At 38.7% G+C, this 22,548-nt stretch carries 24 protein-coding genes; 11 read left to right on the top strand and 13 right to left on the bottom strand.

Annotated elements, in window-relative coordinates:
• The first annotated feature begins 26 nt into the window (after positions 1-26).
• The 3 genes from D8M04_RS15940 to D8M04_RS15950 all read left to right on the top strand — a co-directional run bounded on the left by D8M04_RS15940 (position 27) and on the right by D8M04_RS15950 (position 2,602).
• A complete protein-coding gene (locus tag D8M04_RS15940; RefSeq protein ID WP_121524414.1) occupies positions 27-1,052 on the top strand; it encodes a siderophore ABC transporter substrate-binding protein in 1,026 nt (341 codons plus the stop codon).
• Positions 1,053-1,161: 109 nt separating this feature from the next.
• Complete coding sequence (locus D8M04_RS15945) at positions 1,162-1,776, top strand: PH domain-containing protein (protein ID WP_121524495.1); 615 nt, start codon at positions 1,162-1,164, stop codon at positions 1,774-1,776.
• 127 nt (positions 1,777-1,903) lie between these two features.
• Positions 1,904-2,602, top strand: a complete 699-nt coding sequence (locus D8M04_RS15950; protein WP_121524415.1) for a SurA N-terminal domain-containing protein — start codon at positions 1,904-1,906, stop codon at positions 2,600-2,602.
• A gap of 43 nt (positions 2,603-2,645) precedes the next feature.
• Here D8M04_RS15950 and hisIE read toward each other — a convergent pair whose 3' ends face one another.
• The 8 genes from hisIE to hisZ form a co-directional block, all read right to left on the bottom strand.
• Entirely contained in the window at positions 2,646-3,287 is a 642-nt protein-coding gene (hisIE, locus tag D8M04_RS15955) for a bifunctional phosphoribosyl-AMP cyclohydrolase/phosphoribosyl-ATP diphosphatase HisIE (protein ID WP_121524416.1), read from the bottom strand.
• 5 nt (positions 3,288-3,292) lie between these two features.
• Positions 3,293-4,051, bottom strand: coding sequence for an imidazole glycerol phosphate synthase subunit HisF (gene hisF, locus D8M04_RS15960; RefSeq protein ID WP_121524417.1), 759 nt, complete (start codon positions 4,049-4,051; stop codon positions 3,293-3,295).
• The gene (hisA, locus tag D8M04_RS15965; RefSeq protein WP_121524418.1) at positions 4,041-4,763 is read right to left on the bottom strand and encodes a 1-(5-phosphoribosyl)-5-[(5-phosphoribosylamino)methylideneamino]imidazole-4-carboxamide isomerase; all 723 of its coding nucleotides are present in this window, start codon (positions 4,761-4,763) and stop codon (positions 4,041-4,043) included. Before hisA ends, hisF begins: the two co-directional genes overlap by 11 nt.
• Positions 4,760-5,368, bottom strand: coding sequence for an imidazole glycerol phosphate synthase subunit HisH (gene hisH, locus D8M04_RS15970; protein WP_121524419.1), 609 nt, complete (start codon positions 5,366-5,368; stop codon positions 4,760-4,762). The genes hisA and hisH overlap by 4 nt, the downstream gene beginning before the upstream one ends.
• Before the next feature lie 477 nt (positions 5,369-5,845).
• Entirely contained in the window at positions 5,846-6,430 is a 585-nt protein-coding gene (hisB, locus tag D8M04_RS15975; protein WP_121524420.1) for an imidazoleglycerol-phosphate dehydratase HisB, read from the bottom strand.
• The gene (hisD, locus tag D8M04_RS15980) at positions 6,423-7,709 is read right to left on the bottom strand and encodes a histidinol dehydrogenase (RefSeq protein WP_121524421.1); all 1,287 of its coding nucleotides are present in this window, start codon (positions 7,707-7,709) and stop codon (positions 6,423-6,425) included. Before hisD ends, hisB begins: the two co-directional genes overlap by 8 nt.
• A gap of 5 nt (positions 7,710-7,714) precedes the next feature.
• Positions 7,715-8,341, bottom strand: a complete 627-nt coding sequence (hisG, locus tag D8M04_RS15985) for an ATP phosphoribosyltransferase (protein WP_121524422.1) — start codon at positions 8,339-8,341, stop codon at positions 7,715-7,717.
• Positions 8,342-9,583, bottom strand: coding sequence for an ATP phosphoribosyltransferase regulatory subunit (hisZ, locus tag D8M04_RS15990; protein ID WP_121524423.1), 1,242 nt, complete (start codon positions 9,581-9,583; stop codon positions 8,342-8,344). It lies immediately after the preceding gene.
• 233 nt (positions 9,584-9,816) lie between these two features.
• Between hisZ and D8M04_RS15995 the strand changes: the two genes are divergently transcribed.
• The 3 genes from D8M04_RS15995 to murB all read left to right on the top strand — a co-directional run bounded on the left by D8M04_RS15995 (position 9,817) and on the right by murB (position 12,514).
• On the top strand, positions 9,817-10,611 hold the full coding sequence (locus D8M04_RS15995) for a histidinol-phosphatase HisJ family protein (RefSeq protein ID WP_121524424.1): 795 nt from the start codon (positions 9,817-9,819) through the stop codon (positions 10,609-10,611).
• Between the two features lie 34 nt (positions 10,612-10,645).
• Positions 10,646-11,425 carry an alpha/beta fold hydrolase gene (locus D8M04_RS16000; RefSeq protein WP_246001302.1) on the top strand — a complete coding sequence of 260 codons (780 nt, stop codon included), beginning with the start codon at positions 10,646-10,648 and terminating at the stop codon, positions 11,423-11,425.
• 162 nt (positions 11,426-11,587) lie between these two features.
• The gene (murB, locus tag D8M04_RS16005) at positions 11,588-12,514 is read left to right on the top strand and encodes a UDP-N-acetylmuramate dehydrogenase (RefSeq protein ID WP_121524425.1); all 927 of its coding nucleotides are present in this window, start codon (positions 11,588-11,590) and stop codon (positions 12,512-12,514) included.
• A 289-nt stretch (positions 12,515-12,803) separates the two neighbouring features.
• Here the strand turns inward: murB and ehuA are convergent, their stop codons facing one another.
• The 5 genes from ehuA to D8M04_RS16030 form a co-directional block, all read right to left on the bottom strand.
• Positions 12,804-13,577, bottom strand: coding sequence for an ectoine/hydroxyectoine ABC transporter ATP-binding protein EhuA (gene ehuA / locus D8M04_RS16010; protein WP_121524426.1), 774 nt, complete (start codon positions 13,575-13,577; stop codon positions 12,804-12,806).
• Between the two features lie 32 nt (positions 13,578-13,609).
• Complete coding sequence (gene ehuD / locus D8M04_RS16015; RefSeq protein WP_121524427.1) at positions 13,610-14,314, bottom strand: ectoine/hydroxyectoine ABC transporter permease subunit EhuD; 705 nt, start codon at positions 14,312-14,314, stop codon at positions 13,610-13,612.
• Positions 14,311-14,973 (bottom strand): ectoine/hydroxyectoine ABC transporter permease subunit EhuC, encoded by a 663-nt coding sequence (gene ehuC / locus D8M04_RS16020; RefSeq protein WP_121524428.1) that lies wholly within the window; start codon positions 14,971-14,973, stop codon positions 14,311-14,313. Before ehuC ends, ehuD begins: the two co-directional genes overlap by 4 nt.
• 124 nt (positions 14,974-15,097) lie before the next feature.
• A complete protein-coding gene (gene ehuB, locus D8M04_RS16025) occupies positions 15,098-15,982 on the bottom strand; it encodes an ectoine/hydroxyectoine ABC transporter substrate-binding protein EhuB (protein WP_121524429.1) in 885 nt (294 codons plus the stop codon).
• A 336-nt stretch (positions 15,983-16,318) separates the two neighbouring features.
• Positions 16,319-16,903 carry a M15 family metallopeptidase gene (locus D8M04_RS16030; protein WP_121524430.1) on the bottom strand — a complete coding sequence of 195 codons (585 nt, stop codon included), beginning with the start codon at positions 16,901-16,903 and terminating at the stop codon, positions 16,319-16,321.
• A 106-nt stretch (positions 16,904-17,009) separates the two neighbouring features.
• On the opposite strand from D8M04_RS16030, the gene D8M04_RS16035 reads away from it, so the two are divergent.
• The 5 genes from D8M04_RS16035 to D8M04_RS16055 are packed head-to-tail and all read left to right on the top strand — an operon-like array spanning position 17,010 to position 22,539.
• Positions 17,010-18,596, top strand: coding sequence for an ABC transporter substrate-binding protein (locus tag D8M04_RS16035; protein ID WP_121524431.1), 1,587 nt, complete (start codon positions 17,010-17,012; stop codon positions 18,594-18,596).
• Positions 18,597-18,612: 16 nt separating this feature from the next.
• On the top strand, positions 18,613-19,605 hold the full coding sequence (locus D8M04_RS16040) for an ABC transporter permease (protein ID WP_246001303.1): 993 nt from the start codon (positions 18,613-18,615) through the stop codon (positions 19,603-19,605).
• Positions 19,602-20,438 carry an ABC transporter permease gene (locus tag D8M04_RS16045; RefSeq protein ID WP_121524432.1) on the top strand — a complete coding sequence of 279 codons (837 nt, stop codon included), beginning with the start codon at positions 19,602-19,604 and terminating at the stop codon, positions 20,436-20,438. Before D8M04_RS16040 ends, D8M04_RS16045 begins: the two co-directional genes overlap by 4 nt.
• 19 nt (positions 20,439-20,457) lie before the next feature.
• Entirely contained in the window at positions 20,458-21,879 is a 1,422-nt protein-coding gene (locus D8M04_RS16050; RefSeq protein WP_121524433.1) for an ABC transporter ATP-binding protein, read from the top strand.
• A 36-nt stretch (positions 21,880-21,915) separates the two neighbouring features.
• Entirely contained in the window at positions 21,916-22,539 is a 624-nt protein-coding gene (locus tag D8M04_RS16055; protein WP_121524434.1) for a glycerol-3-phosphate acyltransferase, read from the top strand.
• Positions 22,540-22,548: the final 9 nt, after the last annotated feature.

Raw genomic sequence — 22,548 nt, forward strand, 5'->3', positions numbered from 1 at the left:
AGATAGATAATAAGGGGAGATAAGTAATGAAAAATTGGAAGATGCTTAGTATTATTGCAGTAATGGTCTTATTTGTTCTGACAGCATGTGGTTCCAATGATTCTGCTCAGGAAGAAGATTCAGCAGATCAACCGACCAAAGAAGAAACTACAGAAGATAATGGTACATACCCACTAACAATCTCACCAACCGTTGGCTCAACGGAAAGCAGTGATGCAGGCACAACTGTTTCTTTTGAAGATGTAACATTTGAGTCCAAGCCTGAAAGAATTGTTGTATTTGACTATGGATTCTTAGACACCTTAGATACATTAGGAGTAGAAGGAATTGTTGGGGTTGCGAAGGACTCTACATTACCATCTCACTTAGAAAAGTATTCCTCTGATGAATATACGAATATCGGTACTTTAAAAGAACCATTACTTGAAGATATAGCTGCTTTAGAGCCGGACGTCATCTTTATCTCTGGTCGCCAATCAGCATTTTATGATCAATTAAAGGAAATAACACCAAATGTAGTGTTTGTTGGTACACAAGATGATGACTATTGGAATACATTTTTAGATTCTGTAGATATTGCAGCTAGAATGTTTGGTAAAGAAGCAGAAGCTGAAGAACACGTAGCTAAAATAGATTCAGCTTTAGAAGAAATCAATACTTTAGCAGAAAACTTTGATACAACATTAGTTACAATGTACAACGAAGGTAAATTATCTGGTTTCTCCACAAATTCTCGTTTTGGTTACATGTATGACCAATATGGTTTTAAACCAGTAACAGAGGATATCGAAGCTTCTTCTCACGGTTCTAACTTTGGCTTTGAGGCAATTTTAGAATTCGATCCCCAAGTTTTATTTGTGATTGACCGTACAGCGGCAACAGGTGGAGCATCTAATATCGAATCTGATATGGAAAACGATATTATAAAACAAACAACAGCATATAAAGATGGCCGCATCGTTTACTTAGATGGCCCACTTTGGTACTTAAGTGGTGGAGGTCTACAATCTGAGCTTGCAAAAATAGAAGAAGTGTTAGCAGAATTGAAATAAGTATTAGTACCAGCACAGGCAACTTGGGGTAGTCCAAGTTGCCTATTTACATATTTGGGAAAAATAATGGATAATTAAGTACAAAGTTAAGGGAGAAAGGATGAATGAGATGTTAAAGAAATTTGCTGCAGATGCATTAGGATTATCTGATATTGGGAAGATAATTGGCCCAGAGGATTATGATAAGACAGATGCGGATGATTATGTTAGACATGAGGATAATGAAAAAATCTATTTTCTGATTAAGACAAAGGCAGACGAATATTGCTTTACAAATTTAGCATTTATCCATGTTGACGGGGAAAACGCAACCTCATCCAAACGAACATTAAAGCGTTATCCGTATTCTCAGTACAAATTTTCTAATGTTTTTTTAGAAACAGCAGGAAGAGTCGATATAGATATTGAAATTAAGTTTAGTCTTGGAAGTACTGCATATACAATCGATGTTCGTAAAGATGAAATTGAAAAGCTAAAGGACTTATATAAAGCATTATTGTATATTGCAGAACGAACACACGAGAATGGCATTATTTTAGATATGGCAAGTCAAAGTCTGGATAAGGCTGTATCGGTGTTACAGAATTCAAGAATAGATCAAGCGAATATTGCAGAGCAATATAGAGAGTTAACAGAGTTTAGTTTTTCTTGGTTAAATAATACGCGTGAGAAATACCATGAGAAAGATTTCGGCGCTGTATTTGAGAAATACATTAATAATTAAGAAGATGAATAGCATATACCAGCATGCACTGGTATGTGCTTCCTTTTTTCTCCTACTTCTTCTAACTTGAAAAAGGTTATCAATATATGTTTGAATGGAGAAAGACATATGAAATGAGGGATTGAATATGAAAAAACTTCTATTCTTTTTAGTAGTGATCAGCATGGTATTTGTACTAGCTGCTTGTAATAATGATGAAGCGACTGAAGATACACAACAAGAAAGTGCAGAGGAGCCGGCGCCATTGGAGTTTTCTGATGAAGAGCGAGTGGCTGATGACACTGCAGTCGTAAGTGTAAATGGAGAAGAAGTAAAGGGCGAGAAATATAACCAAATCTATACGCAGGTAAAAACAATGCTCCACTCTTATGGACAAGATGTTACTGATACAGAGTCAGTAAAAGATCAGGCAATGAAAATTTTAGTTGAGCAAGAGCTCATTAACCAAGACGCAGAGAAAGCCGGAATTGAGGTTACGGAGGAAGAAGCACAACAAGAGCTTGATAAGATGAAGGAAGAGTCAGGAGAAGAACAGCTTCAACAGGTATTAGAAACTTACCAGATTAACGAAGAGCAATTTAAACAACAATTACAAGATGATTTAGTTACAGTTAAATATATGCAGGAACAATTCGATATTGAAGTAACAGATGAAGAGATAGAAGAGTATTATAATCAATTAAAAGAACAAAATGCGGAAGTTGGAGAATTAGAGGAAGCTAAAGAGCAGATTCGCTCCATGTTAGAAAGTCAAAAACAAAGTGAGCAATTGGCAGCTAAAGTAGCAGAATTGAAAGAAGCAGCAGAGATAAAACATTTAATTTAATTGTGGAAAGCCGGGATTCTTTGTGAATCTCGGCTTTCATGTATTATTCCTTTACCTGACCTTCTTTTTGAATATGCCTTTTCTTTAGTTCATCCTTAATATCACCAACGGTAACTCCCATTAGCTCCATTAAAACTAACGTATGATAAGTCAAATCAGCGATTTCACTTGTTAGCTCATGTTTATCATTGTTCTTCGCTCCAATGATAACCTCACTCGTTTCTTCGCCAACTTTCTTCAGAACCTTATCTACTCCTTTTTCAAATAAGTAGGCAGTATAAGAACCGTCAACTGGATTCTCACGACGTTCCTTTATCTTAGCTACCACCTGAGGGATAATATCATGTGCTGGGACCTCTTTTGTATATAATTCATTATAAAAGCATGTTTCTTCTCCAGTGTGGCAAGCTGGTCCTAATGGATTCACTTGGACGAGTAATGCATCACCATCACAATCGTATGTGATACGCTCTACTTCTTGCTTATTACCTGAAGTTTCCCCTTTGTTCCATAGTTCTTGCCTGCTTCTAGAGAAAAACCAAGTTTCTTTTGTTTCGATCGTTTTTTGTAAGGATGTTTCATTCATATAAGCTAGAGTTAATACCTTCCCAGTATTTGCATCCTGTACTATGGCTGGAATAAGCCCATTTTCATCGAATTTTAGTTTATCTAGTTTTATATCCATCCGATTTACCTCCTTACTATAATGTTTTCTTTCTGTAGGTATTCTTTTAACTCAGGAATAGGAATCTCTTGGTAATGAAACACGGATGCAGCAAGTGCTGCGTCTGCATTTGCTTCCTTCAATACAGTGCTGAAATGTTCTAATTTACCTGCACCACCACTGGCAACAACAGGGATATTGACTGCATCTGCAATCGCCTTTGTTAATGCTAGGTTATAGCCGCTTTTTTCTCCGTCTGTATCAATTGCATTTATGACAAGCTCGCCAGCGCCAAGCTGTTCACCATGCTTAGCCCACTGGATTGCATCAAGACCTGTATTCTTTCTTCCACCATTGATAAACACTTCATATTTCCCCTCAGCAGTTTCTTTCGCATCGATGGATAAAACAATACATTGACTGCCAAATTTAGCAGCTGCCTGTCGGATTAAATCTGGGTTGTTTACGGCGGCACTATTGATGGATACCTTTTCAGCTCCAGAGCGAAGGACACGATTAATATCATCTATCGTACGGATGCCTCCGCCAACAGAGAAAGGAATAGAGATTTCTCTTGCTACGCTTTCAACCACATCGAGAAATATGTCTCGTTCCTCATTCGATGCAGTAATATCATAGAATACAAGCTCATCTGCACCTTCACGGTTATATCGCTTTGCCAGTTCTACAGGATCCGCAACATCTTCAATGTTTAAAAATTTTTTCCCTTTTACAACACGACCCTTGTCAACGTCCAGACAGGGAATGATCCGCTTAGCCAACATTGTTATTCGCCTCCAATAGCTCTTCAAATTGGACTGTTCCATCATAAAGCGCTTTTCCGATAATGGCTCCATAGAGTTTTAATTGAGCTAATTTTACAATGTCTTCTTTTGTAGAGACACCTCCTGAAGCGATAACATCTATCGAAGTGGCCTCATTAATGATTTGCAACTCCTCGAGGTTTGGGCCTTTCAGCATCCCATCTTTTAAAATATCCGTGTAAACAATCGTCTTCACGCCGATATCTTCTAGCTCTTTAACTAAATCAATTGCTTTGACAGAGCTGTCCTTTGTCCAACCGTCTGTAGCAACAAAGCCATGTCTTGCATCAATAGATACCGCAATTTTATCTCCAAATCGGGAAACTGCTTCTTTTAAGAAGGATTTATTGTTAATGGCTGCTGTCCCAATAATGACTCGCTGAACACCTCTAGACAAGTAGCTTTCAATAATCTCAATTGACCGGATCCCACCGCCGACTTGGACAGGTACACTGGTGTTTTCAGCTATCGCCTCGATTTGACGCTGATTAATAGAATTTCCCGTCTTTGCTCCGTCCAAGTCAACGATATGAATAAATGCTGCCCCTTTATCCTGCCACTGCTTAGCAATTTCAACAGGTGCTTCGCTGTACACTTTTTCTTTATTATAATCTCCTTGAGTAAGGCGAACACATTTGCCGCCACGAATATCAATTGCTGGGAAAAGAATCATGATATCATCTCCAAATAATTCGTTAGTAATTGTAATCCAACAGCTCCGCTTTTCTCTGGGTGGAATTGTATCCCGACAACATTGTCCTTTTGTACAATGGCAGGAATAATTCCGCCGTATTGGGAACTAGCAACGAGTGTTTCTTTCTCATAATTTCCGCCAACGGCATAAGAGTGAACAAAATATACAAAGGAATCTTCGGGAATGTCTTTAAATAGGTTATTATCGATATGCTTTGTTAATGTGTTCCACCCCATATGTGGAACCTTCACTGCATCGGTGATACGATTTACTGTACCTTTTAATAACCCTAATCCTTCCCACTCTCCGTCTTCAAAGCTTGTTTCATAAAATAACTGCATCCCTAAACAGATACCTAAAACAGGCTTTCCTTTAGCTGCTTCTTGTTTGATCACTTCGGCCATTCCTAAATTATTTAATGAAGCAATTGCATCCCTGAATGCCCCCACGCCGGGAACAATAATGGAGTTGGCTACTTGAATCTGCTTAGGATCTTTTGTCAGAACAGATTCAACGCCAAGCTTATCTAATGCAAATTGCAGACTCTTAATATTACCAGCATCATAGTCAATGATCGCAATCATATGCTGTTCTCCTTTTTTATAAGCTGATTTCCAGAAAGATTGTAGTTTGTTCAGCAAAATAGATTCCTTACTTGTTTAATTCAGATAGTGCTTAAAAACCGCTCCGGAAATACACTTCGCTTTCCACGGGCGGCTGCTGAGCCTCCTCGTGCTTACGCACTGCGGGGTCTCACCTAGGCCTATCCTCCCGTAGGAGTCTCCGTGTATTTCCTCCGCTGTATTGTTCTTTTAACAGTTAAAGAAGCACTAATAAACATGAAGTGATTGGAGCGGAGGGCAGTCGACTCCCGCGGAAAGCGTACTGCCCGGAGTGGAAATCACGAGCGCATTCTTCCAGTGATTTTTACACAGTTTCTAAACACTATACTGAATTAAATTAATCAAATTATGTCAATTTGGAAATAGATTCTACAAAATTCAAGAAAGAGCCTAATGAATTTTAAATTCTCAATTTATCCCCTTGTAAGGAATGTTGCTTTATAAGGTCCCTTTTGTTGAAGGAACACCAGTAATACGTGGGTTTTTCATGCTTGCTTGGTCAAGTGCTCGCCCGAATCCTTTAAAGATGGACTCAATTATGTGATGTGTATTTGAACCGTATGCTAGATTAATATGGAGTGTTATTTTGGCGTTGCTCACAAAAGCTTGGAAGAATTCTTCTACTAGCTCGGTATCAAAATTTCCAACCTTGTCCTTTAACCCTTCCACATGATAAACAAAATATGGACGGCCACTAATATCAACAGAAATCGTGGATAATGCTTCATCCATTGGTGTTGTGACAGTTGCATAGCGTGTGATTCCTTCTTTGTTCCCTAAAGCATCCTTAAATGCTTTACCTAAGGCGATGCCAATATCTTCAACGGAATGATGCTGATCTACTTCTAGGTCTCCGTTACATGTAACGGATAGATCGAACAATCCATGCTTTGTAAACAGGGTAAGCATATGGTCAAAAAAACCAACCCCTGTCTTAATGGAAGATTCTCCTTTACCATCAACTGCAAAGTCCAGCTTAATATCCGTTTCCCCTGTTTTACGTGTAATCTGAGCTTTACGCATTCTTTTCTTCCTTTCTTATTTTAATTGAGTTAGCATGTGCGGTTAATCCTTCTACGTTCGCTAAAGTAATAATGGAATCTGCACTTTGCAGCAATGCATCCTTTGAATACTGAATGATACTGGACTTTTTAATAAAGTCATATACCCCAAGCGGAGAAGCAAACCGAGCTGTTCCGTTCGTTGGCAGTGTATGATTTGGCCCAGCGAAATAGTCTCCTAAGGGTTCTGGTGAATAATGGCCCATAAAGATAGCGCCTGCATGTTTTACGAGTTCCACATAATCACGAGGATTCTCTATCATCAATTCAAGATGCTCAGGGGCAATTTCATTGACGACATCGAAAGCTGCATGGAGATTTTCTGCGATAATAATTTTCCCGTTGTCTTGTATAGATGGTTTAATAATGTCTTTTCTCTCTAATTGTTCTGCTTGTTTATTTACTTCTGTTTTAATTAGCAGAGCTTGCTCTGCACTCGTTGTGACACAGATGGCACTAGCTGACTCGTCGTGTTCTGCTTGAGAAAGAAGATCTGCTGCAACATACGGAACAGGGGCTGTCTCATCTGCAACAACAAGAATTTCACTAGGGCCAGCAATCATGTCAATCGCTACATCTCCATAGACCCACTTTTTGGCACGAGCAACATACGCATTTCCAGGTCCTACAATTTTGTCGACTTTGCTAATAGTTTCTGTTCCGTATGCCAGTGCTGCAATCGCTTGTGCACCACCAACCTTAAATACGGTATTCACACCAGCAAGCTCTGCTGCTGCAAGAACATAAGGGCTAACCTTCCCGTCTTGTTGAGGAGGAGTTGTGATAACGATATTCTTTACGCCAGCAATTTTGGCAGGAATTACATCCATTAACACAGAGGAAGGGTATGCTGCCTTCCCGCCCGGAATATATACACCAACCCTATCCAGTGGAGTGACCTTTTGTCCAAGCAGGATATCATTATCTTTTTCCATGAACCATGTTTGTTCTTTTTGGGCTTCATGAAAAGCTTGAATATTATTTTTTGCTTCGTTAAGGGCAGAAATAAATTCATCTCCAACTTGTGTTTTGGCTTCTTCAAATTCCTCTTCCGTTACAAAGAGTGAATCTAATGTTACCCCATCAAACTGTTCTGTATAATTTATTAGTGCACTGTCTTTCTGCTTTCTAACGTTATGAATAATATCAAGTACAGCTCGATCTAATTTTTCTTCATTTGTAATTGTGGGGGAGGTTTGTTTCCTTTCTGCAAAGAATTCCTCCGCTGTCAGTATTCTCATCTCTATCACTCCATAGCGGATTTTAATTGATTGATAAAATTTTGTACTTCTGCCGATTTCGTTGCAAAGCTTGCCTTGTTCACAATTAATCTCGTACTGATATAATCCATCTCTTCTAAAACAACGAGTCCATTTTCTTTTAATGTACTTCCTGTTTCTACGATATCCACAATAAAGTCAGAAAGACCAATTAAAGGGGCGAGCTCTACTGACCCGTTGAGCTTCACTGTTTCTATATCCTGGCCTTTTTTCTTGAAATGCTTCTTTGCTACATTTGGATATTTTGTTGCAATGGTTAGCTTTTGGTTAGAGTCTACTTTCTGACCAGGCTTTCCAGCTACTGCAAACATGCACTTTCCTATTTTTAAATCGAGCAGCTCATAAACATCAGCCTGAGATTCTAAAATATTATCTTTTCCAACAATGCCAATATCTGCTGCTCCTTTTTCTACATAAGTTGGTACATCTAATGCTTTCACAAAAATTACTTTAATGGTCTTATCCTCATTATAAAAGACGAGTTTCCTGCTATCCTCATGAAGTTCGGAAAAATGTTCTCCTGTTTCCTCTAACAATTTAATCGTACTGCTTGCTGGTCTACCCTTTGCTAAAGCCAATGTAATCTGTTCCAATTAAGTATCCCCCTTTTCAATAAGTGAAAGCAGTTCTATCGAATTGGAAAAGACTTGTTCCTTATTGTCGATTTTTACTGTGTTTTGAGTCTCTTCGTAACGAATAACACAGCTTGCTCCACTATTATTAAGAGCAGCAGCCTTTGTATCGATAAGTACTGTATATCCTTTGTCACGGAGCTGATAGGCTAAATGCAGTGCTTCTTTTTGCTTTTGCTTTGTATATTGGATAGTGAAGTCTATTGGTTTACTTTGGTTTGTAGTTAATCCTTGTTGGATAAGCGCATGGATAAGTAAATCAACTTCAAAGGCAAACCCAATAGCAGGAAGTGAATGACCAAATTGTTCACTCAAATGATCATATCTGCCGCCCATCAGAACGGGCTTTCCAATGCTATCAACAAACCCTTGGAAAATTACACCTGAATAGTAATCCATATTATTAATTAATCCAAAGTTAAAGTTAACAGCGTCCTCTACACCAAAATCTTGAAGAATAGAGAAAACATCTGTTAAGTTTTGTAGAATTTCCTCCATCTTTTTATTTAGAATAATAGATTTGGCCTGCTTAATAACTTCATCAGGTTTTCCATATAACAACGGAATGGACACTATAGCGGATTGAACCTTTTCGTCTATAGATAACTTTTGCAAATATGGCGTCATTTCAGCGATGTTCTTTGATTGTACATATGACAGTAATACATCAAGTTCTTGGTGGGATAACTTCGTTTGTTTGATTAGTTCCTTAAAGAATCCTGCATGACCTATTTCGATTTTAAAGTTATTAAATCCTAAGTCCTTTAATGTGTGTATGGACAACATAATCAATTCAGCGTCCACCTCAGGTGAGTTCTCGCCAAAACATTCTACCCCTGCTTGTGTGCTTTCCTTTTGGTTAACTTGTTCCTCTGATTGACGAAACACATCGAGTACATAGAATAAACGTTGGTAAGAATTTGGAACACTTAAATTTAATGCAGTAGTTCGTGTCAGTGGAATGGTTACATCCGGCCGTAATACGAGAACATGCCCAGAGGAATCGATTACCTTAATCATTTCCTCCCGATTTACTGTTCCGGCAACATCCGAATACATATCATACGATTCAAATGTAGAGGTACGAACTTGTTTATATCCGTATGTATGAAAGCGGCTTTTTATCTTTTGTATAAGTCCGTCTCTCACTTGGAAATCATCTACATTTGTGTTTTTATTATTATCTAAAATATACCTTTGCATGAGAGAATCTCCTTTTCTAAGGGAAGTTTCGTTTTGCATTAATAAAGTATTACCCTCTTGTTCGTTTTTCTCCATCTAATGAGGGTATTAGAACATTAGCGAAATATGTTATGATTTATATGAATTTGAAAAAACAGTAAACTTTATTACTTTATCGCTTTATCTAAGTAAAGTTATTTAGTATTATATGGAATAAAAGAGAAAAAGTCAATGGGCAAAAGGAGAGGAAAATAATGTTTGACTACCATATACATAGTGACTTTTCCGCTGATTGTAATACAGAGATGGAGAAGACGATTAACAAGGCAATCGAAATTGGACTGAAAGAGATTTGCTTTACAGAGCATATCGATTATGATTATCCAGACAGGGACTGGATCTTTGAATTTGATCTCTCCGAATATGATACGAAAATCAAAGAAATGCAAAATAAATATCAAGGGAAGATTAAGATTAAGAAGGGAATAGAAATCGGAGTTCAGCCTCACATTCTGAATCAGTATGAAAAGCTAATGAAAGAGGAGAGTTTTGACTTTGTAATTTGCTCGATGCATGCGACAGAAAGAAAGGATTTGCATTCGCGAGAGTTTTTTATCGGGAAAAGCGTGGAAGAAGCTTATCAGATGTACTATGAGGAATTGCTGCATTGTGTGATGCATTACAAGCAATATAGTGTATTAGGACATATTGATTTAGTGAAACGATATACGGACAAGGAAAGTATTTATAATCATCATGAGATTATTAAGGAGATTTTCAGAGAAATTATTCCTCAAGGTAAAGGGATTGAACTAAATACTTCTGGATACCGTTATGGATTAGAAAAAGGAATGCCGAGCGAGGATATTCTTCGTTTATATAAAGAAGCTGGTGGGGAAATACTAACGTTAGGTTCAGATTCCCATGTTGAAAAAACTTTAGCGTATCGCTTCAACGATTCACTTCGCTTGTTAAAGGATATTGGCTTTAAATATATAACAACGTTTGATGATGGAAGGCCGATTTTCCATCATATTGAGCAGCTATAAGGCTTGTATTTATAAACGTAGAGAGGGGAAGTTTTTGAAGAAACGATATATCATATTATTGCTGTTAATGTTACTAGGATCTATTTTTATATTATATGTCCCAAATAAAGTGAAATCAGAATATAACTTAGGGGTGCCAACTGTTTTTGTTCATGGTTATAAAGGAACGTATAATTCTTTCACAAACTTACTTGACCGATTTGAAGCAAACGGCTGGGGGGAGAAAAGGATAGTATACTATGTTTCGTCCGACGGTCGGATACACGATTATTATACAGAAGGGTCAAACCCAGCGTATATTCAGATCATATTACAAAATAACCGAGCGAGCTTCGCAAATAGCACAGAATGGCTATCAAAGGCATTGCGGCATTTGAAGAAAAAGTATGGGGTAGAAACAGTAAATCTTGTTGGCCATTCGATGGGTGGTATCATTTCAACCAAATATACCATAGAATATAAGGAAGAAGCCTATCCGAATGTTAATAAGCTTATAACCATAGGAAGTCCATTTGATGGAATATACAGTGAAGAATATTTTCGAATTCACCATGATGCAGCTGCAGAGGATTTGAAGCCAAATTCATTAGCGTTGGAAATGTTATATAGAAGTGACTTCCCAGATCGGATTGCTGTTTTAAACATCGGCAGTAGCGGGGATGCTATCTCTTTTCCTGATAGTGTGAAGGCAATAAGTAAAATCGTACCAAAAAGTCAGTTGAAGGAAGTCATTATAGAAGATGAGGATTTAGGTCATAGTGCCCTCCATGAGAATACTCGTGTAGATAAACTCATTCGTACATTTTTGTGGTAAGATAGAAATCAATCCATTACAATAAATAAGATAGATTAATTGCGTAAAAATCACCTATTTTCTGAAGTGGTGATTTTTTAATGTAAAAAGCTGATAGGGAAAAAATGGTAAGATCAGCAGAAAGATAAACACTCTTTAATAAATGAAAAGGAATGATTTTAATTGACAGCTAATGCTCAATTATACGATATTTTAATCTCAATCACTGCTAAGAAGAATGTGTTACTTAATGAGGCATTACGCGATCATACGTATACCAAACTTGGCGGAGACGCGGATTTTTATGTGACACCAGAAACTTATGAAGAAGTACAGCAAATTGTAAAGCTTGCTAATAAAGAAAATGTTCCTTTTACCTTACTTGGGAATGGCTCGAACTTAATTGTAAAAGATGGAGGAATCCGTGGCATTGTAATGAATCTCCAAAAACTGAATAAAATCGAGATTGATGGAAATCGGCTTATCGCTCAAAGCGGAGCAAGAATTATCGATGCTTCAAGAGCTGCTCTAGATAAGAAACTAACCGGCCTTGAATTCGCATGTGGAATCCCGGGTTCTGTAGGTGGAGCGTTGTATATGAATGCCGGTGCATATGGCGGAGAGGTCAAGGATGCCTTAGAGTCTGCTCTTGTTGTTACCCGTGAAGGAGAATTACTCCATTTAGCTGCGGAGGAACTGGATTTATCTTATCGAACAAGCAATATTCCTGATCACGGTTATATTGTTTTAGAAGGAACCTTTAAGCTTGAGGCAGGAGAATACGATGAAATAAAAGCTGTGATGGATGATTTAACCTATAAGCGTGAATCCAAACAGCCGCTCGAATATCCTTCTTGTGGCAGTGTGTTTAAACGTCCTCCAGGCTATTTTGCTGGTAAGCTAATTCAGGACAGTGAACTGCAAGGTAAGCAAATTGGTGGTGCACAAGTATCATTAAAGCATGCAGGTTTTATCGTAAATATTGACGAGGCTACTGCAGAAGAATACATTGACCTCATCCACTTTGTACAGGAAACCGTTAAAGAAAAATTTGGCGTTGCATTAGAACGGGAAGTACGAATTATTGGAGAGGATTTAGTGAAGAAATAAATAAAAGATATTAAAAGCAGGGCAATTCATAGGTGAATTTGCTCCTGCTTTTTTTTATAGTAAATTCATATGGTGGATGAGTGACGGAAAAGAGAAAAACTTATATCAATCGGTCACTCATAAGGTGGATGAGAGCCCGAAGAGGGAAAAGCTCCTATCAATCGGTCACTCATAATGGATGTGTTGCCAATTAAATAAAAATCAAAGCAGATTGAGAAAGAATCTTAACCTGCTTTTCTGTTATACTATTTTTCAAAGATAATCACGGCCTTGTTGGTACTCCCGCTCTTTACACTTTTCTAAAACGATGTAAAAAGGTTTGCAGCCTTTCATTCGCTGAGTGCTCAATAACCTGGCTAGCAGTGCCTTGCTCGGCGATAACCCCTTCGTCCAGGAATAATACTTTATCTGCAATATCTAGTGCAAAATCCATTTCATGTGTCACAAGGACCATTGCCATATCATCGTTTTTAGCAATGTCCCGAATAACCTCAAGTACCTCACCAACTAATTCTGGGTCCAGGGCGGAAGTGACTTCATCGAATAGCATAATCTTCGGTCGCATCACGAGAGCTCGAGCCATTGCCACACGCTGTTTCTGCCCACCTGAAAGCTGGCTGGGATAGTTTTCCAGCTTATCTCCAAGTCCAACGCGATCTAACATTTGTACTGCACGTTCTTTTACTTCTAATTTATCTTCCTTTTTAACATGGATAGGTGCTACCATGCAATTATCCAGAATGGTCATATGAGGAAATAAATTAAAATGCTGAAACACCATTCCAATATCCCCTCTAATCGACCTTAAATGCTTTTCATTCGCCCTTAATGGTTTGCCGTTCTTTTCCATTTTCCATAGATTTTTTCCGTCAACGATAATATCGCCTGAAGTAGGCTCCTCTAATGTCATTAGCATCCGAATGATGGTTGTTTTTCCAGATCCGCTTGGACCTATTACGGCTACTTTCTCTGCTGGATTAATATCTAAATCAATTCCTTTTAAGACTTTTACATCCCCAAAGGATTTATGAACATCGTTGAATTGAACAATTGGTTCCTTCATTCCGTCTTCCCCTTTCCTGACATCTGAGTTTTCTAAGCATTTACTCTAGTATCCATGACCGTCTTTTTATCAAACCGAGTATTCATTTTTATTTCTAATTTTTTAATAAGAATCGCAGATGGATAGCTTAGTAATAAGAAGACAATACCCACGATAGTTAATGGCTCTAAGTAAGCCCAATGCCTCGCTCCATATGTGTTTGCCATAAGCAATATCCCCTGCACTCCAATGGTGGAAGCGAGTGGTACTTCTTTAAACATAATAATGAAATAGTTTCCTAGCATAGGAATGGTTGGTGGCAATGCCTGTGGCAAAATAATCTTTCTCCACTTATCTACTGGAGAAAAATTTAATGCTTTAGAAGCTTCCCATTGCCCTTTCTCTACACTTTCAATGCCTGAGCGGTAAATCTCTCCTATATACGTACTAAAGTGAACCCCCAGTCCTAATACCGCACTTTGAAAAGGACTAAGTGATACACCGACAACTGGAATCATTGGCCATGCAAAATAGATAAAGAATAGTTGGACTAGGGGTGGAGTAGAACGGATAAATTCCATCGCCCAGGTCACAATCCAGTTAAATGGCTTGTTCGGTACTCTGCGTAAGAAGGTCCAAACAAAACCAAAGATAAGTGCAAATAGATATGTTGTAATCGTTAAACCTACTGTTATACCAAGCCCTTGTAATACAAATGGCAGGGCATCAGCAAATGTTTCCCAGCTCCAATAGTTCATTCGCTAGCCACTCCTTTCTTGGAAATGCTTTCCCCTTTTCGTGTTAGCCAAATGAGAGGAAGTGCTAGTATAAAATAGAGAATGAGTACCAATAAATATATAAGTGGTGCTTGCGCTAAATTTGTACTTCTCATAATATCTCCGTAATAGAGGACATCTGTCAGACCAATTAAGGATACAAGTGACGTCCCCTTCAGCATCTGGATCGTGTAATTTCCGAATTCAGGCAGCATCATTCGAACTGCTTGAGGAAAAATAACTAGCCGCATTCTTTGGAAACGAGACATATTTAAAGCGGTTGCTGCTTCTGTTTGCCCTTTTGCAACAGATTGAATCGAACCACGAACAACCTCTGATAAGTAAGCTCCATAGTTAAGCCCGATGGCAATCACACCAATCCACCAATTTGAACCTAGATTGATTCCAAATAACATTGGAATGGCATAATACAGCCAGAACAACTGAACTATTAAAGAAGTTCCGCGGAATACCTCCACATACGCACCTGTTATTTTTCGTACAATTACGTTTGGAGAAAGACGGGATAGACCGGCAATAAAAGCCATCAAATAGGCAAATACTGCAGAGGCTAATAAAATAGTAACTGTTACTTCCAGCCCTTTTAGCAGCTGTGGAAAAATATTAATAATCGCGTTAATTGTTAATCACTCCTTCAATATAAATGAAAAGGGAAAGGGTCTGGTGCCCCTAGGTTGAGGGAACCAGACCCTATGGAGTCAAGCATAAATTTTTATTCATAAAAATAGTTGTCTATTATATGAATTAAACCTCTCCGTTGCAGAGTTCCTCAGTTGTTACCTCACCTACTGGTACAAAGTTGCTTTCTCCACTGAAGCCATTTGCTTCAAGTAATTCTGCAACTGTACCATCTTCTTTTAATTCTGCTAATTTTTCATTGTAAGCATCACGGAGTTCTGTATCATTCAAACTAAATGCAGCAGCGCCATAACTAGGTACACCTTCTACATCTGGTTGTTCAAATGATTCCACGAATTCCAGTTCATCTGAACCAAGGGACTCCAATGCCATTTTAACCGTCATTTCTGTTCCTGTAGTTGCATCAGCACGACCAGATTGTACTGCAGAGAACGTTGCTGGGATATCAGCAGCGGTAGTGATTTGATCTTCACTAACTCCTTCTTGTTTTAAGAATTCAATTTCTGTTGCACCTTCCATAACAACGACCGTGACGTCTGGGTTGGCAGCAATATCCTCGTAACTTTCAAGTCCTAACGGGTTCCCCGCTGGAACAATTAATCCTTCTCCATATTGCATTTCAGGTTCACTGAATAATGCGTTCTCACACCTGTCTGGGTTAATTGCCATACCTGCTGTAATGACATCAAACTGTCCAGCTTGTACCCCAGGAATTAATTGACTCCAGTCAGACAGAGTGGATTCTACATTTTCAACCCCCAACTCCTTAAATACTGCTGTTGCAATATCAACAGCCGCTCCTTTTAATTCCCCATTTTCTTCGTATGCATATGGCGCTTCATTTGCGAAACCGATCGTAACGGTTCCAGATTCCTGAAGCTGGGCTAATTTATCCCCGTTCCCATCACCGCTTGCAGAATTATTTGATCCGCATGCAGCTAACAGGATAAGTGCTGTTCCGATAACAAGAGTAAATATTTTTTTCTTCAAACTAAAATGACCTCCCTTAGATTTTGAATGATTAGTAGTAATGGTTAGACATTTCGTACCCCTCAAATGGGTCTTAATTCTTTCTTTCTGTGAAAAAAATAGAAGTGAAGAATAGGGGGGATTATGTAGCTAATTTCCACTAGTTTAATGATAGAGGCAAGAAGAATTTGATTCAAACTCCATATTTTCTGATAATTCATAATTTATTTGGATAAAAGCGATTAAGAGGAGAAGAGTTCGTTCATACTAAAATATGCTAAAATAAACTCCCATATCCTCGCAAATCCTTAAGAATAACGTGATAGCTTAGATCCTAAATATAAAAAGGGGAAACCTTTATTTTGGTTCCCCTATAACATCTTTTATTTCTTCTTTAGGACGATATCCCTGTTTTAATTGTTCAATGCTTAAACCGAATGTCATCTCCAGATGGGAATAATCCTTAAAATGTGTCCAATCTCCTCCCCAAGTAAAGCCTAATTGCTTTGCAATATCAGCAACTTCGAACCAATCTGCTTTTCCATTATTATTTCCATCGTACTCTATATTCCATATTAATTCTCCGTGATTATTTTCTAAGGCATAATCGATAGCAAGACCATAGTTATGGTAGGATTCACCAGCTTCTGCGTAAGTAACAATGCTTCCATCACTTGTTCTTCCTTGATCGTAAAGGGCCTGCTGTCTTTCCATTGTTCTCACTTCTTCCGTAATAATAACCTCAATACCAATATGGCGAGCCTCAGAGATTAATATATTTTTCCTCTCTTCTACAATTGGATGGAGTTCTGTTGAGATCGGAGCATCTTCACCTAGGTATAAATAATGCTTTGGGTTTAATACATTGTATAAATAGAATAAACCAATGAGGAGAAAGGCGATGATGAACCAGGAGAGTAATATATTAAAGAATCTTTTCATGTTGGGAACCTCGCTTTTGGACAATGGATAATGGCTTGTAATGTTGCGTGTTCGGGCCTTAAAACTTAAAATGAATAGTGGGCAACTAAAAGGAGACAAGAAGTTTATGAGAAAATTACTGATTCTAATACTTATTTTAACATCTATACTAGCAGGGTGTACAAGTACAAAGGAAGAAACACAGCCCGCAGAACATAACCGTGATAATTTAGTTCTTGCAATCGGAGGAGAACCGGAAGAGGGGTTCGATCCGACAACAGGGTGGGGCAGATATGGGTCACCATTATTTCAAAGTACATTACTAAGCTATGATGATGAACTTAATATAACATTAGATTTAGCAACAGACTATCAGGTGAGTGAGGATGGTCTAATCTGGACAGTATCCGTAAGGGAAGATGTTTTGTTCTCTGATGAAGAGCCGCTTGACGCTGAGGATATTGTCTTCACATTTGAAACAACGAAAAACAGTGGTTCTGTTGTTGATTTAAGTAAAGTAAAAGAAATTAAAGCTATTGATGCACACACCGTGCAATTTGAATTATCTGAGCCTGACTCTACTTTTGTTCATATTCTAGCTACAACGGGGATTGTCCCTAAACATACCTACGATGAGAATTATAATCAAAACCCAATTGGTTCTGGTCCATATCAACTCGTACAATGGGACAAAGGTCAGCAAATCATTGTAGAAAAGAACCCTCATTTTTATGGACAAGAACCGTCTTTTCAACAGTTAACTTTTCTGTTTCTTTCTGAGGATGCAGCATTTGCAGCTGCTAAGGCCGGTCAAGTGGACATTGTGTCTGTTCCCCCTGCATTTGCAACAGAAGAAGTAGAAGGGATGCGTCTGGTCGAATTAGATAGTGTCGATAATCGAGGGGTTATGTTTCCTTTCGTTCCAAGCGGAGAAGAAACAGGAGATGGCTTGCCGATTGGAAATGATGTTACCTCCGATATCGCCATTCGTAAAGGAATTAATATCGGGATTGACCGTGAACAATTAGTAGAAGGAATTTTAGATGGCTTTGGAAGACCAGCTTTTTCGATTGCTGATAGTTTACCTTGGTGGAATGAAAACACAGCATTTGAAGATGGGAAAGTGGAACAGGCAAACGAACTGTTAGAACAAGCTGGGTGGCAATTAAATGAAAAAGGGATTAGAGAAAAGAATGGTATAGAAGCTGCGTTTCCTTTAATTTACCCTTCTGGAGATCAGATTCGTCAATCTTTATCCATGGCTTTTGCAGAAATGGTTCAACCCTTAGGGATCGAAGTAACACCAGAAGGGAAGAGCTGGAATGAAATTGAACAGCTGATGTATTCTACACCTGTTATGATGGGATGGGGAAGCCATAATCCAATAGAACTTTACAATGTGTATAGCAGTGAAACAAGGGGAATCGGATATTATAATTCCAACTATTATTCCAATGAAATAGTTGATGAGTATATGAGTCAGGCCCTGGCTGCAAAGTCCCAGGAAGAGGCGAATTCCTATTGGAAGAAAGCACAATGGGATGAATCAACAGGATTCTCCGCTCGAGGAGATGCACCATGGGCATGGCTTGTTAACCTCAAGCACTTGTATTTTGTAAATGAAAATTTAGAAATAGGTGCCCAGAAGGTACAGCCGCATGGGCATGGCTGGCCTATTACAGATTTCATACAAAATTGGCATTGGAAAGAATAGAGAAGAGGATAATAGGTTGAAAGTTAAACAATGGACCAAGTATATACTAGGTAAGCTGATTAAGTTAATATCTTTACTCGTTGCGGTCAGTATTCTGTCGTTTGTGCTGGTAAGTAATTCTCCAATTGATCCAGTGCAGTCCTATATTGGAGCAGATATGAATTTGGTTAGTCCAGAGCAACGGGGAAATATTGCAGCATATTGGGGATTACATGATTCAGTTGTTCAGCAATTTCTAAACTGGGGGAAAAACATATTGTCGGGTGACTTAGGGACGTCCTTACTGTATCGCACCCCAGTTGCCGAAGTAATTCAGGAGAGATTTTTAGCTTCACTGGCTTTAATGAGTTTAGCATGGGTCTTTTCAGGTGTTTTTGGCTTCATTCTTGGAATCATTGCAGGAATGAGGCAAGGAACCTGGCTGGATAAAGTCATTAAAATGTATTGCTATGTTATCGCATCTACTCCTGCTTTTTGGTTAGGATTATTACTTTTAATGGTATTTTCGGTATGGCTTGGCTGGCTTCCAATTGGGTTGGGTTCTCCTGCTGGTATCTTAACGGGAGAGGTCACCTTCATGCAAAGAATACAACATCTTATCTTACCAGCTGTCACCTTAAGTGTTGTAGGGGTAAGTAATATTGCGCTACATACAAGACAGAAGCTTATCGATATATTAGATAAGGAATTTATTCGTTATGCAAGGGCGAAAGGAGAGGCTGGATTTAGATTATTTTGGCGGCACGGCTTCCGCAATACCATGGTGCCTGCCATTTCCATTCACTTTGCTTCCTTTGGAGAGCTTTTCGGAGGGGCGGTACTTGCTGAGCAGGTCTTTTCATATCCAGGACTCGGTCAGGCAGTCGTGCAAGCGGGTCTTGGGGGAGATGTTCCATTACTATTAGGGATCGTGTTGTTTACTACTATTTTTGTTTATATCGGAAATCTATTGGCAGATCTCCTTTACCGAGTAATAGACCCTCGAATTAGGAGGGGGACTCTATCATGATATCAAATATAAGGTCTTTAAGTCTTAGGCAGCGTGCATTGCTTACCATTACTTTATCTGTTCTATTTTTACTTTCTATTGCTATTGGCAGCTTTTTATTTGGAGAAGACGAGCTTGCTATTCAAATGCAGAATAAGAATAGTTCACCATCTCTCTCTCATTGGTTTGGTACAGATTGGTTAGGAAGAGATATGTTTGCACGGACAGTCGATGGATTAGCTCTTAGCCTTGGTGTAGGATTACTTGCTTCTTCCATCAGTGTTGTCATTGCTTTAATTCTAAGTTTACTCACCATGTGGAGCGAGTGGGCGGATCGAATCGTAACCTGGTTTATTGATCTTTTTCTTAGTGTTCCACACCTTGTTCTATTAATTTTAATTTCTTTCTCACTTGGAGGAGGCTTTAAGGGAGTTGTGCTGGGGTTAGCATTCACACATTGGCCAAGCCTCACTCGCATACTGAGAGGGGAGATATTACAAATGAAAACAGCGGAATATGTAGGAATATCTAAGCAACTGGGTAAATCTAAATGGTGGGTAGCAAGGTATCACTTCCTGCCTCACCTTATTCCTCAACTGTTTGTTGGTTTCCTGTTAATGTTCCCTCATGCTATTCTTCATGAAGCATCGATAACATTTTTGGGGTTTGGATTACCAGCAGAGCAACCAGCAATAGGAGTCATTTTGTCTGAATCCATGCGTTACCTATCTGTTGGAATGTGGTGGTTAGCATTTTTCCCAGGGCTTTCTCTGCTGCTGATGGTTGGTATTTTCGATCGACTGGGACATAGCTTGCAGAAACTGCTTGATCCATTCCAAGGACAGAAGCGCTAGAAAGGGGCGATATATTGAAATGGAGATGCCCTTATTAGAAGTAAATGACTTTTCCCTAACATTCCGAACCTATGAAAGAGGATTAAGAGAAAAGGAATTAACGGTTATAAGAAAGCTAAATATGAACATTAAGCGGTCAGAAATAGTAGCTGTGGTTGGGGCAAGCGGTTCTGGGAAGAGCCTGCTTGCCAATGCGATTCTAGGAATTCTACCTGAACATGTTCATACAAATGGAGAAATAAAATACAAAGGAAGAGTGTTAGAAAGACGTGAGCAAGAAAAACTCCGAGGCAAGGAGATTTGTCTTATCCCGCAATCAGTTAATGCATTGGATCCATTAATGAAAACAGGAAAGCAGGTTAGGCATAGTATAAAGAAAGGCAACAGACATGAGATACAGCGTAGTATTTTTCGCAAAGTTGGCCTGCCTATAGAAGCCGGAGAAAAATATCCGTTTGAATTGTCTGGTGGTATGGCGAGGAGAGTACTGGCAATTTCGGCCTTCGTGGATAATCCGGAGTTAATTATTGCAGATGAGCCTACTCCTGGGATGGACCCTGCAGCACTTCAGGAAACAATCAGCATTCTTAAGCAACTAGCTGGTGCTGGAAAGGGAATCCTGTTTATTACGCATGATATCGATACAGCATTAAAGCTAGCAGATAAAGTCGTTGTCTTTAATAAAGGAGAAACGATAGAGGAAGCATCAGTCGATGCTTTTTCAGGAACTGGGGAGAAGCTCAAACACCCTTTTACGAAGAATTTGTGGAATTCAATGCCACAAAATAAGTTCCTTCCAATCAAAAAGATAACTAACAGGGATATACAAGGGGAGTTAAAGGCTCAAGAGCTTTGCTACAGCTATCCTCAAGGGAGTACGTTATTTCATGAGCTTTCTCTGACTATCAAGCCAGGTGAGATAGTAGGATTACATGGCTATAGTGGTTCTGGTAAAACAACGATGGCTAAAATCATTGCAGGCTATCTAAAACCGGAAGAGGGAAGGGTAATTATTGATGGCCACCCCTCACAAACACGGGGGCATTCGCCAGTACAGCTAGTCTGGCAGCATCCCGAGAAAGCGATCAATCCAAGGTGGAAGCTAAAAAAGGTTCTGCAAGAAAGCGGGATGGAAAACAGTCCATTACTTGATGAATTAGGGATAAAGAAAGAATGGCTAGAACGCTGGCCGAGCGAGTTATCTGGAGGAGAATTACAGAGAATATGTGTTGCAAGAGCATTAAATAAACATACGAAATATTTGATTGCAGATGAAATGACAACCATGCTTGATACAGTCACACAGGCAAAAATATGGCAAGTCGTGATAAAATTAGCAAGAGAGAGAAACTTAGGGGTTCTTGCAATAAGTCATGATCATGCTTTGTTAGACCGAATCAGTGATGTAATAGTTGATTTTAAAGACATTAGCAATGTTTAAAGAGAAAGATAAAGAGAACAAATTAGGGGGAGAAAGATGTTCTTTATCATGGTAAGCTTCATCGGCTACTTGTTTGGTTGTCTTCATGGATCACAACTAGTAGGAAAACTGAAAAACATAGATATCAAAAATTCAGGGGTTAAAAATGCAGGAGCATCGAACACGACCATTCTGTTAGGCTGGAAATATGGCATTTTGGTTGCTTTTATTGATATATTCAAAGCAACATTAGCGATTCTCTTAGTATTGTATATTCTAAAAGATAATGGATTGACAGGAGATTCCCAAATGCTGCTGGTCTATGTGACATTATTCTTTGTTATTATCGGCCATAATTATCCAATTACGATGAAGTTCAGTGGTGGGAAAGGAACAGCGTCACTTGTGGGAGCTTTACTTGCGATAGATTGGAAGGTAGCTCTGATTGGGATAGGAGTTCTGCTTATTTTTACCTTTGCAACCGATTATTTAGTGATTGGCGTTCTATTTATGTACATCTCCTTTTTGGTGACAACGTACATGTTTTTTGGAATGGAACCTGCTTTCGTCGTGTTCATGCTTTCTATCCTAAGTTTTATGAAACATATGGAGAATTATAAACGTATTATTACGAAACAAGAGACGAAGTTATCTAGTATGTATAAGAAGAAAGTGTCATAAGTAGGAAGG

This window comes from Oceanobacillus piezotolerans (genome assembly GCF_003665065.1).
Taxonomy (GTDB): domain Bacteria; phylum Bacillota; class Bacilli; order Bacillales; family Amphibacillaceae; genus Oceanobacillus; species Oceanobacillus piezotolerans.